11 protein-coding genes and 1 pseudogene are annotated in these 12,876 nt (G+C 61.7%); 4 read left to right on the forward strand and 8 right to left on the reverse strand.

The window, feature by feature from the left end:
* Window positions 1-267 (reverse strand): annotated as a pseudogene (locus tag BLX41_RS34910) (sulfite exporter TauE/SafE family protein); the annotation flags it as partial.
* A gap of 101 nt (window positions 268-368) precedes the next feature.
* Between BLX41_RS34910 and BLX41_RS09565 the strand changes: the two are divergent.
* From BLX41_RS09565 to leuA, 4 genes are all read left to right on the forward strand, one after another.
* Window positions 369-1,310 (forward strand): LysR family transcriptional regulator, encoded by a 942-nt coding sequence (locus BLX41_RS09565; protein ID WP_123724690.1) that lies wholly within the window; start codon window positions 369-371, stop codon window positions 1,308-1,310.
* 5 nt (window positions 1,311-1,315) lie between these two features.
* The gene (xseA, locus tag BLX41_RS09570) at window positions 1,316-2,695 is read left to right on the forward strand and encodes an exodeoxyribonuclease VII large subunit (RefSeq protein WP_123724691.1); all 1,380 of its coding nucleotides are present in this window, start codon (window positions 1,316-1,318) and stop codon (window positions 2,693-2,695) included.
* A gap of 3 nt (window positions 2,696-2,698) precedes the next feature.
* On the forward strand, window positions 2,699-3,520 hold the full coding sequence (locus BLX41_RS09575; RefSeq protein ID WP_123724692.1) for a M23 family metallopeptidase: 822 nt from the start codon (window positions 2,699-2,701) through the stop codon (window positions 3,518-3,520).
* A gap of 356 nt (window positions 3,521-3,876) precedes the next feature.
* Entirely contained in the window at window positions 3,877-5,556 is a 1,680-nt protein-coding gene (gene leuA, locus BLX41_RS09580) for a 2-isopropylmalate synthase (protein WP_123724693.1), read from the forward strand.
* Between the two features lie 88 nt (window positions 5,557-5,644).
* Here leuA and BLX41_RS09585 read toward each other — a convergent pair whose 3' ends face one another.
* The 7 genes from BLX41_RS09585 to hisS all read right to left on the reverse strand — a co-directional run.
* Complete coding sequence (locus BLX41_RS09585) at window positions 5,645-6,052, reverse strand: hypothetical protein (RefSeq protein ID WP_123724694.1); 408 nt, start codon at window positions 6,050-6,052, stop codon at window positions 5,645-5,647.
* A gap of 96 nt (window positions 6,053-6,148) precedes the next feature.
* A complete protein-coding gene (locus BLX41_RS09590) occupies window positions 6,149-6,940 on the reverse strand; it encodes an amidohydrolase (protein WP_123724695.1) in 792 nt (263 codons plus the stop codon).
* Complete coding sequence (locus BLX41_RS09595; RefSeq protein WP_123724696.1) at window positions 6,928-8,076, reverse strand: pyridoxal phosphate-dependent aminotransferase; 1,149 nt, start codon at window positions 8,074-8,076, stop codon at window positions 6,928-6,930. Before BLX41_RS09595 ends, BLX41_RS09590 begins: the two co-directional genes overlap by 13 nt.
* A gap of 120 nt (window positions 8,077-8,196) precedes the next feature.
* The gene (der, locus tag BLX41_RS09600; RefSeq protein WP_123724697.1) at window positions 8,197-9,669 is read right to left on the reverse strand and encodes a ribosome biogenesis GTPase Der; all 1,473 of its coding nucleotides are present in this window, start codon (window positions 9,667-9,669) and stop codon (window positions 8,197-8,199) included.
* A 207-nt stretch (window positions 9,670-9,876) separates the two neighbouring features.
* The gene (gene bamB, locus BLX41_RS09605) at window positions 9,877-11,028 is read right to left on the reverse strand and encodes an outer membrane protein assembly factor BamB (RefSeq protein WP_123724698.1); all 1,152 of its coding nucleotides are present in this window, start codon (window positions 11,026-11,028) and stop codon (window positions 9,877-9,879) included.
* Window positions 11,021-11,662 carry a tetratricopeptide repeat protein gene (locus tag BLX41_RS09610; protein ID WP_123724699.1) on the reverse strand — a complete coding sequence of 214 codons (642 nt, stop codon included), beginning with the start codon at window positions 11,660-11,662 and terminating at the stop codon, window positions 11,021-11,023. Before BLX41_RS09610 ends, bamB begins: the two co-directional genes overlap by 8 nt.
* 40 nt (window positions 11,663-11,702) lie before the next feature.
* Window positions 11,703-12,876, reverse strand: a 1,174-nt coding sequence (gene hisS, locus BLX41_RS09615; RefSeq protein ID WP_259744622.1) for a histidine--tRNA ligase, incomplete at its 5' end; no start/stop codon positions are given.

Below are 12,876 nucleotides of genomic sequence, written 5' to 3' on the forward strand. Positions count from 1 at the left end.
CGGCAGCAGGCGCAACAATTCGGGCTTGGCCACATCCTTGCGCGACGGCAGCAGGTTGCCGAAGGCCGCGACAAAATCCAGCAGCACCAGAAGCGGCACGATTTTCGACAACGGCATGAACAGGATCAGGATCGGTCCCGCCACCAGCGCCGTGCCGAAACCGGCAATGCCAAACACCACGTACGCCAGCGCGATCCCCAGACCGATGACCAGCCAACCGCCCGGACCAAAAGACCACTGGTTCAAACCCTCGATGATCACGCTCATCACTGCAACTTCCTTAGTCAGTACGCAACGACTTTAGCCAGCCGTGAGCCTTGCGACTAATATCGTCAAAGTCGCCTACTCATCACAAAAAGGCATGTCTTGTGATTTCGACCCGTCAATTGCGCTACTTCGTGGAAATCGCCGAATGCGGCAGCTTCAGTGCTGCGGCAGAGCGCCTGTTCGTCGCCCAATCGGCCCTCAGCCGGCAGATCAAGGAGCTGGAAAGCCAGCTGCAAACCCCACTGTTCGAACGCACCGCACGCCTGCCACGGTTGACCGCCGCCGGTGAGGCGTTCTTCCCCAAGGCGCGCAACCTGCTGACTGAGCTGCACAAGGCCAGCGAACTGGCCACCCAGGTGGGCCAGGGGCAATTGGGCACGCTACGGCTGAGCCATTCCAGCACCGTGCCCATGAGCGGCCGCCTGCTGCAGGGCATCAGCGGTTATCTGCAATCCTGCCCCGGGGCGTCCATGGACATGGTCAAACTGTCCTCCGAGGGGCAGTTGCAAGAGCTCGCCGAAGGCCGGCTGGATATCGGCCTGCTGCGCCTGCCGGTACTGCGCCAGCGCGAAGGCGTACAGATCGTGCCACTGTTCAGTGAGCCGCTGCTGCTGGCAGTGCCTGCGGAGCATCCGTTGACACTGGAGCCTGCGCCTCATGGGGTGGACCTGGCACAGCTCAGGGACCAGGCCTTTATCTCCATCCCTCATCCACAGCGCGGCGGCTTGAGCTACCTGTCGGCCGAGCTGTGCATGCGCCAGGGTTTCTTTCCCAAGGCGGCGCGGGTGATGTCGCGCAAGACCACCCAGTTGCAGTTGATCCAGGCCGGGTTCGGCATTGCCCTGCTGCCCGCGTCGATGCAGGACATTGCCCCGGCCGGCGTCCGCTTCCTGCCCCTGGCCGATACCGACTGCCAAAGCACCGTCGCCCTCGCCTATCGTCAGCAACCCACGCCCCTGGTGGCACAGTTCGTCGAACATTTCCGTACTCACCTGGAACTGCCGATTTGCGTTGTTCCATTGCCTGACAGCCCTTTAAACTGAGCCCCATGATTAAAGATCCCTTCGCACGACTCGGCCTGGACCGCGAGGTCCTCACCGTCACCCAGCTCAACGGCCGCGCCCGGGTGCTGCTTGAGGACGTGTTCAGCAATATCTGGGTCGAAGGCGAGATCTCCAACCTCGCCCGTCCGGCTTCCGGCCATGTGTACTTCACCCTCAAGGACAGCGGTGCCCAAGTGCGCTGTGCACTGTTCCGACAGAATGCTGCGCGGGTCCGCCAGGCGCTGAAGGACGGCCTGGCAGTCAAGGTCCGGGGCAAGGTCTCGCTGTTCGAAGGACGCGGCGACTACCAACTGATTCTCGACACGGTGGAGCCGGCCGGTGACGGCGCCCTGCGTCTGGCCTTCGATGCGCTGAAGGAAAAGCTCAGCGCCGAAGGACTGTTCAGTGCCGAACGCAAAGTACCGCTACCGGCCCACCCGCAACGCATCGGCATTATCAGCTCACCCACCGGCGCGGTGATCCGCGACATCATCAGCGTATTCCGCCGCCGTGCGCCCCAGGTAGCACTGACTCTGATCCCCACGGCCGTGCAGGGTCGCGAGGCCACGGCGCAGATCGTCCGCGCCCTGCAACTGGCCGATGCCCGAGGCTTCGACGCGCTGATCCTGGCCCGTGGCGGCGGCTCGCTGGAAGACCTCTGGTGCTTCAACGAAGAAGCCGTGGCCCGGGCGGTGGATGCCTGTGTCACGCCAATCGTCAGCGCCGTCGGTCATGAAACCGACGTGTCCATCAGCGATTTCGTGGCCGACGTTCGCGCCCCCACGCCTTCCGCCGCTGCCGAGCTCCTGGCCCCCGACTCCAGTGACCTGCAACGTCGGGTCGAGAGCCTGCATCGCCGTCTGGTGATGCGCATCCGCGACCGGCTGATGCGCGACCGCTTGCGCCTGGACGGCCTGGCCCGACGCCTGCGCCATCCAGGTGAACGCCTGCGCCAGCAAGCACAACGCCTGGATGACCTGGATATGCGTATGCGCAGGGCCTTCGAGCGCAACCTCAATACCCGGCGCGAGCGCCTGATCCGCCTGGAAACACGCCTCGGCGCCCAGCATCCGGGACGGCAACTGGCCCTATTGCGCCAGCGCCTGGACAGCCTCGCCGAACGCCTGCCCCGAGCCATGCGCGAAGGCCTGAAAGCCCGACGCCTGCAGTTGCACAGTCAAATGCAGACCCTGCATGTGGTCAGCCCCCTGGCCACCCTGGGGCGCGGCTACAGCATTCTTCTGGACGACCGCGGCCATGCCATCCGTACCGCCGCCCAGACTCGCAATGGCCAGCGCCTCACCGCCCGCCTGGGCGAAGGCGAACTGCAGGTGCGAGTCGAAGACAACCACCTGACGCCTGTCACTCTTTCTTTACTGGACTGATCCATGCCGCGCTTTCTCGCTTCCCTGCTGTTGCTGTGCCTGGCCTTCAACGCCAACGCCGACAGCTACATCACTCGCCTGTTGAACAAACCCGTGCCTGGTGGCGTGGCGGTAGTGGACCTGGGCAGCGCAGCCCAGGCACCCAAGGCCAGCTACCAGGGCAAACCCGTGCTGGTGGTGAAGGAGCAGAACAACTGGCTGGCCATTGTCGGTATCCCGTTGACGGTCAAGCCGGGCACCCAGCAGATCAGCGCCGGCAACCGCAGCCTGAACTTCGTGGTGGGCAGCAAGAAGTACCCCGAGCAGCACATCACCCTGAAGAACCAGCGCCAGGTCAATCCGAACCCGGCTGACCTCAAACGCATCGATGGTGAACTGGCAGAGCAGCTCCGAGCCTATCGCAGCTTCAGCCCCAACACCCCGAGCAACCTGCTGTTGGACAAACCAGTGAACGGGCCGCTGTCGAGCAAGTTCGGTGTGCGCCGGTTCTTCAACGGCGAGGAGCGCAATCCCCACGCCGGCCTTGATTTCGCAGTGCCGGCAGGCACGCCGATCAAGACCCCGGCGGCCGGCAAGGTGATCCTGACCGGCAACTACTTTTTCAATGGCAACACGGTGTTCGTCGACCACGGCCAGGGCTTTATCAGCATGTTCTGCCACATGTCGAAGATCGACGTGAAGGTGGGTCAGTCCCTAGCTCGTGGGGCCGTGGTGGGCAAGGTGGGTTCGACCGGACGCGCTACCGGCCCGCATATGCACTGGAATATCAGCCTGAACGATGCACGGGTCGATCCGGCGATCTTTATCGGGGCGTTTCAACCCTGATCCCGGGCCCTGATCGCCGGCAAGCCGGCTCCCGCGAGGATTGCGCAGGCCATCATGACTGCGCAATCGTTAGTATTCTTTCAAAGAATAGGCAGCATAAAATCTCGATATAGTTTCTATTTCGAGTATTCCTCTCAATTTTTTTCGACTGCTTGCCATCTCTCACCTCAGTGGTTAGGGTTGAGCACATGAAGACCTCTCACACCCTCATTCAGCGTCGTCAACACCGGAGCCTCTGCCTCGTCAGCGCACGACTGCCAGGCTGAATCGCGGTGCCTCATCCCCCTGCGTCAACACTTCACTCTTGACCCACCGGTAGGCCGCCTCTTTTCGGCCCGGACAATAAGGATTTCTCCATGACCATGCTCAAAGACCCATCCTCCAAGTACCGCGCGTTCCCGACCATCAACTTGCCGGACCGTACCTGGCCGTCGAAGACCATCACCCGCGCGCCGATCTGGTGCAGCTCGGACTTGCGTGATGGCAACCAGTCGCTGATCGAGCCGATGGACGCGGTCAAGAAGCTGCGTTTCTGGAAGACCTTGGTGGCCGTCGGCGTGAAAGAGATCGAGGCTTCGTTCCCCGCTGCCTCGCAAACCGACTTCGACTTCGTGCGCACCCTGATCGAAGGCGGCCACATCCCGGACGACACCACCATCCAGGTGCTGACCCAGGCCCGTGAAGACCTGATCGCCCGCACCTTCGAATCCTTGCGTGGTGCCAAGAAAGCCATCGTCCACCTGTACAACGCCACCAGCCCCTCGTTCCGCCGCATTGTCTTCAACCAGGACAAGGCCGGGGTGAAAGAGATCGCAGTGAACGCGGCCAAGCTGTTCGTCAAATACGCCGCCCAGCAACCAGAAACCCAATGGCAGTTCGAGTACTCGCCGGAAACCTTCAGCGCCACCGAACTGGAGTTCGCCAAGGAAGTCTGCGACGCCGTGGTGGAAGTCTGGAACGCGACGCCGGCCAACAAGGTGATCCTCAACCTGCCGGCCACTGTTGAAGTGGCGACGCCAAACATCTATGCCGACCAGATCGAGTGGTTCTGCCGCCACATCAACCGTCGTGACAGTGTGCTCATCAGCCTGCACACCCACAACGACCGTGGCACCGGTGTAGCCGCCACCGAACTGGGCCTGATGGCGGGCGCCGATCGTGTCGAAGGCTGCCTGTTCGGCAACGGCGAACGTACCGGTAACGTCGATCTGGTCACCGTGGCCTTGAACCTCTACACCCAGGGTGTGAACCCGGAACTGGACTTCTCCGACATCGACGGCGTGCGCAAAGTCGTGGAAGAGTGCAACCAGATTGCCGTGCACCCACGTCACCCCTATGTCGGCGACCTGGTCCACACCGCCTTCTCCGGCTCCCACCAGGACGCGATCCGCAAGGGCTTCGCCCAGCAGAAAGCCGATGGCTTGTGGGAAGTGCCGTACTTGCCGATCGACCCAGCCGATATCGGCCGCAGCTACGAGGCGGTCATTCGCGTCAACAGTCAGTCGGGTAAAGGCGGTATCGCCTACCTGCTGGAACAGGAATACGGCATCAGCTTGCCGCGCCGCATGCAGATCGAGTTCAGCCAAGTGGTGCAACGTGAAACCGACCGCCTGGGTCTGGAGATGACCGCCCAGCAAATCCACGCGTTGTTGCACAGCGAGTACTTGCAGGCCAATACCCCGTACGCGCTGGTCAGCCATCGCCTGCAGGAAGAGAACGGCCATAGCGCCGTGGAAGTGGAAGTGTCGAGCAAGGGTCAGGGCGAGACCAACCTGAACTGGCGCGGCAAGGGCAACGGCGCCCTGGAAGCCCTGGTGGCCGGCCTGCCGATTCCTGTAGAGATCATGGACTACAACGAACACGCCATCGGTGCGGGCACCAACGCCAAGGCGGCGGCTTACATCGAACTGCGGGTCAACGGTGAACGTGCGGTCCACGGTGTGGGTATCGATGAAAACATCACCACTGCCAGCTTCAAGGCGCTGTTCAGTGCCCTGAACCGCTCCCTGAGCGAGCAGGAAGCCAAGGCCGCTTAAGCAGCCCTGACAAAAAAGGCCCCGGGGAGTCCTGCTCCTCGGGGCCTTTTTGTCTGTGGCATCAGCCTAACAACCGGCGATGCGTGCCTCAGGCATGCACATCGACGCTGAACATGGCCTGCAACAAGGCTGCCTGCAACACTTGCAAGGTGCTGTTGGTCACGGCGATCTGGGTCTGGATCTCCATCACTTGCTGGACTTTCTGCTCATCGCTGGCCTGGCCCTTCTCGACACTGGCCAGTTGCGCCTGTTGCTGTGTCAGGATCTTCTGGGTCTGTTCGATCTGCTTCTGCAACTGCTCGACCGGATCGCCGGCGCCTTTCACGGCATCGATACTGGCATCCGCGGAGTTGACTCGCAGTTCCTTGTCTTCGGCGTCCTTGCTTTCAGCCACCGGCGCCAGTGGGCTGGTGCTGGTGTCTTCGGCTTCCCCGACCACCGCTTTCGGCGCGGACAGCGGGTAAGGATTGACGACATTGGCATTGATGGTGGTCATGACTGATTCCTCCTGAATGTCCGTCCTATCGGCCTTCATCCCTGAAGCTTGATATGTGCAATCTGTAAAAAAGTGTAGAGCTGCGTCCCAGCACTTCTAGGTGAACCTGAAGGTATCGGCGTCGAGATTCGCGGGAAAGCGTGCTCGGTAGGCCGCCAACTCACCGGCGTTCAAGCGTACCTGGAACACCCCGTCCGCCTCCCCGGCACTGAGCAGGGTCTCGCCCTGATAGTCCAGCACCTGGCTGTCACCGGTATAGGCAAAGCCCTTGCCGTCGGTACCCACCCGGTTCACCGCAGCGACGTAGCACAGGTTTTCAATGGCCCGGGCCGGCAGCAAGCGGTTCCAGTGCAGCCGCCGAGCCCCGGGCCAGTTGGCGGTGTACAGCAGCAGATCAGTGTCCTGGGCATCGCGGCTCCACACCGGAAAGCGCAGGTCGTAGCAGATCAGCGGACGAATCCGCCACCCCTTGAGTTCGAACTGCACCTGGCGCTCGCCAGGGGTGAAGTGATTGTGCTCGCCGGCCATGCGGAACAGGTGGCGCTTGTCGTAGTGCCAGACTTCGCCGTCGGGACGTGCCCACAACAGACGGTTGCGATGGCTGCCGTCCGCCGCCTGAATGATCACACTGCCAGTGATCACCGCATCGAGCTTCTTCGCCTGGCAGCGCAGCCATTTGCTGGTGGGGCCGTTCTCCGCCTCAGCCAGGGTGCTGGACTCCATGGAGAAACCGGTGGTGAACATTTCCGGGAGAATGATCAGATCCGCACCGCGGGCCTGCTCCAGCAACTGCTCGAAATGCTCGAAATTGGCCTGACGGTCATGCCAGGCCAGGGTGGTCTGGATCAATGCCAGATTCAGATCGGGTAACGCACTCAGATCACGCATAGTTTCTCCGCTGCCTGACGCAGCGTCTCCTCGCGCTTGGCAAAACACAGCCGTACCAGACGCTGCCCCTGGGGCGGCTGCTGATAGAACACCGACACCGGAATGGCTGCCACGCCGTGTTCGCGGGTCATCCATGTCGCCATGTCGACGTCATTCAAGTCTGGACGAATCTGCGAATAGTCCACCAGTTGAAAGTAGGTGCCGGCCACCCGGGTAAAGCTGAAGCGCGAAGGGTTCAGCAAGTCGCAGAACAGATCACGCTTGGCCTGGTAGAAGGCCGGCAACTGCTCGACATGTTCCGGGCACTCGGCCATGAAGTCCGCCAGAGCGTACTGCAAAGGGGTCACACCGCAGAAGCTGACATATTGATGCACCTTGCGCAGCTCGACGCTCAGAGCCGGCGGAGCAATGACATAACCGGTCTTCCAACCCGTCACGTGATAGGTCTTGCCGAAGGAGCTGACGACGAAAGCCCGCTGATACAGCTCCTCGTGGGCCAAAACGCTGACATGGGGGACGCCGTCGAACACCAGATGCTCATAGACCTCATCGCTGACCAGGTAGATGTCGCGATCACGGATCAGCGCTGCCAACTGGTCCAGTTCGGCACGGCTGATCAAGGCACCACTGGGGTTGTGCGGAGTGTTGAGAATGATCATCCGCGTGCGCGGACTCAGGGCTTGGCCAAGTTTCTGCCAGTCAATGGCAAAGTCCTCGAGGCCCAGTTGCACATGCACACAACGGCCGCCGGCCAGCTCCACTGCCGGCTCATAACTGTCGTAACAGGGGTCGAAAACGATGACCTCGTCACCGCGCTGAATCACCGCCTGGATGGCACAGAAAATGGCCTGGGTGGCGCCCGGAGTGATGGTCACTTCGCTGTCGGCGTTGACCTCGACGCCATAGCTGCGAGCGATTTTCGCCGCCACCTGCTGGCGCAGGGCCGGCAAGCCGGTCATGGGTGCGTACTGGTTATGGCCATTGGCAATATGCCGCCCAACCGCGTCACGCAAGGCTTGGGGACCCTCGAAATCAGGAAAGCCCTGGGACAGGTTGAGCGCTCCGGTTTCAACCGCGAGCTGGGACATTTGCGTGAAGATGGTGGTGCCGACATTCGGCAGCTTACTGGTGATCATGAGGATTCCCTGCTGAACACCCGGCTCTACGACGGCGCGGGAGGCCCCGAGAATAGCCCAAACACCGGGCATGAAAAAGGGCGCCCAAGGCGCCCTCTTACCAACACAAGTCCCGGTGGTTCAGCGCTTGTCGCGGCGCTTCTTGTCGGCCTTCTTGTGGTGCGACATCAAACGACGCTTCTTGTTGACCTGGCGGTCGGTCAGCGTGTTCTTGTTGCCTTCGTACGGGTTCTCGCCACCTTTGAACTCGATACGAATCGGCGTGCCCACCAGCTTCAGTACGCGACGGTAGGTGTTTTCCAGGTAACGCACGTAGGACTTCGGTACCTTCTCCACCTGGTTGCCGTGGATCACGATCAGCGGCGGGTTGGCACCGCCCAAGTGGGCGTAGCGCAGCTTGATCCGACGGTTGTTGACCATGGGCGGCGCGTGCTCGCCAACGGCGTCTTCGAGAATCTGGGTCAGGCGGCTGGTCGGCCAGCGGGTCACCGCCGACTTGAAGGAGTTCTGCACCGACTGGTAGAGGTTGCCCACACCGGTACCGTGCAAGGCCGAGATGAAGTGGATATCGGCGAAGTCGACGAAGAACAACCGGCGTTGCAGCTCGGTCTTCACGTAGTCGCGTTCGCTCGGCTGCATGCCGTCCCACTTGTTCAGGGCAATCACCAGGGCCCGACCGGCTTCCAGGGCGAAGCCCAGCAGGTTCAGGTCGTGGTCCACCACGCCTTCACGGGCGTCCATGACAAAGATCACCACGTTGGCGTCTTTGATCGCCTGCAGGGTTTTGACCACCGAGAACTTTTCGACTTCCTCGTGGATCTTTCCGCGCTTGCGCACACCGGCGGTGTCGATCAGCGTGTACTTCTCGTCGTTACGCTCGAACGGGATGTAGATACTGTCGCGGGTGGTGCCGGGCTGGTCGTAGACGATGACCCGGTCTTCACCGAGCATGCGGTTGACCAGCGTGGATTTACCCACGTTGGGACGACCGATGATGGCGATCTTGATCCCGTCTTTCTCGCTCGGACCAGGAATGCGCTTGGCTTCCTCGCCTTCGGCGACGATCTCTTCCTCGCCGTCTTCCGGCTCGTCGGCGTCATCCTTGGGGAACTCGCTCAGGGCGATTTCCAGCATCTGGGTGATGCCGCGGCCATGGGCACCAGCAATCGGAACCGCGTCGCCCATGCCCAGTGGCGCGAACTCGGCGCGAGCCATGTCCGGGTCGATGTTGTCGACCTTGTTGGCGATCACGTAGGAGGTCTTGTTACGTTTGCGCAGGTGTTCGCCGATCATCTGGTCGGCCGCGGTAAACCCGGCCTTGGCGTCCACCAGGAACAACACCACATCGGCTTCTTCGATGGCCAGCAGCGACTGCTCGGCCATCTTTTCATCCATGCCATGTTCGTCACCGGAGATACCGCCGGTGTCGATCAGAATATAGGTACGCCCTTGCCACTTGGCCTCACCGTATTGGCGATCACGGGTCAGACCGGACAGGTCGCCGACAATGGCGTCGCGAGTCCGAGTCAGGCGGTTGAACAAGGTGGACTTGCCGACGTTAGGTCGGCCCACCAGGGCGATTACGGGAACCATGCGGCTCTCCACTGCGTTAATTGCGAAAATACAAAAGCCGCTGCGAGGCAGCGGCTGGTGCTCGGGGCAGCACTGTAGGAGCGAGCTTGCTCGCGATTGACTCCATGGCGCCGCGCTCATCCAGCAAGCTGGCGTCACCTGGCATCCATTGCGAGCAAGCCCGCTCCTACAGTTCGCTTGGGGGTCCCCCCAAGCATAGTCAAACCATTACTTGATGGTCAGGGCTTCCAGTTTGCCGCTGTTGCCATACACATAAATCATGTCGCCCACCACCAGCGGACGGGCCCGCAGGCCGTCGCTATCGATGCGGGCACGGCCGACGAAACGACCATCAACCTGGCTCAGCAGGTGCAGGTAACCTTCCAGGTCGCCCACCGCTACGTAGCTGGAGAAGACTTCCGGGGCCGACAGTTGACGACGGGCCAGGGAGTCGTTGCTCCACAGGGCCGTGGTCGAACGCTCGTCCACGCCTTCCACAGTGCCCGACGACAGGCTGACATAGACGCTGCCAAAACCTTGCGCCACACCGGCATAGCTGGAAGCGTCACGCTGCCACAGCGGACGACCGCTCTCCAGGTCCAGGGCAACTACACGTCCCTGATAGCTGGCGACGTACAGGGTACCGCCGGACAGCAGCAAGCCGCCGTCGATATCCACTACCCGATCCAGCTCGGAACGGCCTTGTGGAATAGCGACACGCTGCTCCCACACCGGCACGCCGTTGCGGATATCCAGCGCCACCACCTTGCCGGTAGAGAGACCGGCCAGGGCCAGACGGTTGGTCGCCAACGGCGCACTGGTGCCCCGCAGGGTCAGTACCGCTGGAGTGCTGTCGTAGAGCCAGAGCTGGTTGCCGGTGCTGGCATCGAGGCCAATCACCCGGTCATCCTGAGTCTGGACCACAACCACGTCACCGTTGGTGGCTGGCGGAGCCAGCACTTCACTGGTGACCCGGGCGCGCCACTTCTCTTCACCGCTGGAAGCGTCCAGGGCAACCACTTCGCCTTTCAGAGTGCCGATCATGACCAGGCCGTAACCCACGCCGACGGCGCCGGAAACAGGCAGTTCGAGATCTTTCTTCCATTTGACGTCGCCGTTCATGCGATCCATGGAAACCACAACGCCAGTCACGTCGGCGGCATAGATGGTGTCACCATCGATGGCCGGCACCAGCATGTTGTAGGTTTCGCCCTGACCGTCACCGATCGAACGGCTCCACTGCTTCTGCAGGACCACTTCTTCTTTGAAGTCGACCAGTTCAGCCGGCGGCAGTTCTTTCTTGCTGTTGCTGCTGCAACCCGCGGCCAACAAGGCCAGAGCCAGCAATGCTGCATGTTTCCAACGGATCACGTCATGCATCCCCTTTGGCCAGGTCGTCCAGCTTGATTTGTAAGCCACCGACCGCTGCTTCATCCGAGAGCGCCGCCTTGGCTTTTTGGTATGCCGCATGGGCTTCATCCACACGGCCCAACTGGACCAGCAGATCACCCTTGAGTTCTTCGCGGGTCGCCAGGAACGCCTTGTCGGCATCACCGTCGAGCAGCTTCAGGGCTTCATCAGCCTTGTTCTGCGCCGCCAGTACCTGGGCCAGACGCTGACGCGCCACTTCACCCAGGGTCGGGTTCGCCGGTTTGTCGGCTACCGCTTTCAACTGCGCCGCTGCGTCGTCCAGCTTGCCGGTGTCCACGGCTACCTTGGCCACGAACAGGTTGCCGTATTGCGCATAGGCCGTGCCGCCGAACTCGCTGTTGAGCTTGCCGGCCAGATCCGCAACCCGGGCAGCGTCAGGCTTGCCATCCGGCGTCAGGGTGGTTTCAAGCAGTTGCTGATAGAGCACCGAAGCGCCTTGCGACTGATTGTTCTGATACTTGTGCCAGGCCTGCCAGCCGAACACGATAACCAGGGCCAGCAGGCCGCCAGTCACCAGGGGTTTGCCGTTACGCTGCCACCAGTCTTTCAATTCCGCCAGCTGTTCATCTTCGGTACTCGACACCCCAATACTCCTTATTCGCTAAATCGGCTGTTTGACAGCTTCAACCCTGCACGACGCAGGTGGCCAGGTGCGCAGCGAGCGCATCCCAGGCAATACTTTGTTGTTCACCCTGGCCACGCAGGGGTTTGAAACCTACCACTTGCTGGGCCAGTTCGTCGTCACCGAGGATCAGCGCGTACAACGCACCGCTCTTGTCGGCCTTCTTGAATTGGCTCTTGAAGCTGCCGGCACCGGCATTGATCTGCAGACGCAGGTTCGGCAATTGATCACGAACGCGCTCACTCAGCGCCAGCGCGGCCAGTTCGGCAGCCTCGCCGAAGGCGCAGAGGTAAACGTCGACCTGACGCGAGATCTCTTGCGGGATCTGCTCCAGGGTTTCCAGCAGCAGCACCAGGCGCTCGATCCCCATGGCGAAGCCAACACCCGCTGTGGGCTTGCCGCCCATCTGCTCGACCAGGCCGTCGTAACGGCCGCCGGCACAGACAGTGCCCTGGGCGCCGAGCTTGTCGGTGACCCATTCGAAAACGGTCTTGCTGTAGTAATCCAGCCCGCGCACCAGCTTCGGGTTGATCACATAAGGGATACCCGCGGCATCCAGACGGGCCTTGAGACCCTCGAAGTGCACACGGGACTCTTCGTCCAGGTAGTCGGCCAGCTTGGGCGCGTCTACCAGCACGGCTTGAGTGTCCGGGTTCTTGGTGTCGAGCACGCGCAGCGGATTGGTCTTCAGACGACGCTGGCTGTCTTCGTCCAGCTTGTCCATGCGCGCCGACAGGAACGCCACCAACGCATCACGATAACGTGCACGGGCTTGAGCAGTGCCCAGGCTGTTGAGTTCGAGCTTGACCGCATCACGGATGCCCAGCTCGCCCCACAGGCGCCAGGTCAGCACGATCAGCTCAGCATCGATGTCCGGACCGTCGAGGTTGAAAACCTCGCAACCGATCTGGTGGAACTGGCGATAACGGCCTTTCTGCGGGCGCTCGTGACGGAACATCGGGCCGATGTACCAGAGTTTTTGCACCTGGCCACCGCCAGTGATGCCGTGCTCGAGCACTGCACGTACGCAGGCTGCGGTGCCTTCTGGACGCAGGGTCAGGGAATCGCCGTTCCGGTCTTCGAAGGTGTACATCTCTTTTTCGACGATGTCGGTCACTTCGCCGATGGAGCGCTTGAACAGCTCGGTGAACTCGACGATCGGCATGCGGATCTGC

It is taken from the genome of Pseudomonas protegens (assembly GCF_003732485.1).
In the GTDB taxonomy this organism is placed as follows: domain Bacteria; phylum Pseudomonadota; class Gammaproteobacteria; order Pseudomonadales; family Pseudomonadaceae; genus Aquipseudomonas; species Aquipseudomonas protegens_B.

What these genes read in the sequence shown, in the direction of transcription:
- BLX41_RS09590 (WP_123724695.1), bottom strand. Translation starts at nt 6,940, where the DNA reads ATGCGTGATCTGAGTGCGTTACCCGATCTGAATCTGGCATTGATCCAG.
- xseA (WP_123724691.1), top strand. Translation starts at nt 1,316, where the DNA reads ATGATTAAAGATCCCTTCGCACGACTCGGCCTGGACCGCGAGGTCCTC.
- BLX41_RS09585 (WP_123724694.1), bottom strand. Translation starts at nt 6,052, where the DNA reads ATGACCACCATCAATGCCAATGTCGTCAATCCTTACCCGCTGTCCGCG.
- der (WP_123724697.1), bottom strand. Translation starts at nt 9,669, where the DNA reads ATGGTTCCCGTAATCGCCCTGGTGGGCCGACCTAACGTCGGCAAGTCC.
- BLX41_RS09575 (WP_123724692.1), top strand. Translation starts at nt 2,699, where the DNA reads ATGCCGCGCTTTCTCGCTTCCCTGCTGTTGCTGTGCCTGGCCTTCAAC.
- bamB (WP_123724698.1), bottom strand. Translation starts at nt 11,028, where the DNA reads ATGCATGACGTGATCCGTTGGAAACATGCAGCATTGCTGGCTCTGGCC.
- BLX41_RS09595 (WP_123724696.1), bottom strand. Translation starts at nt 8,076, where the DNA reads ATGATCACCAGTAAGCTGCCGAATGTCGGCACCACCATCTTCACGCAA.
- leuA (WP_123724693.1), top strand. Translation starts at nt 3,877, where the DNA reads ATGACCATGCTCAAAGACCCATCCTCCAAGTACCGCGCGTTCCCGACC.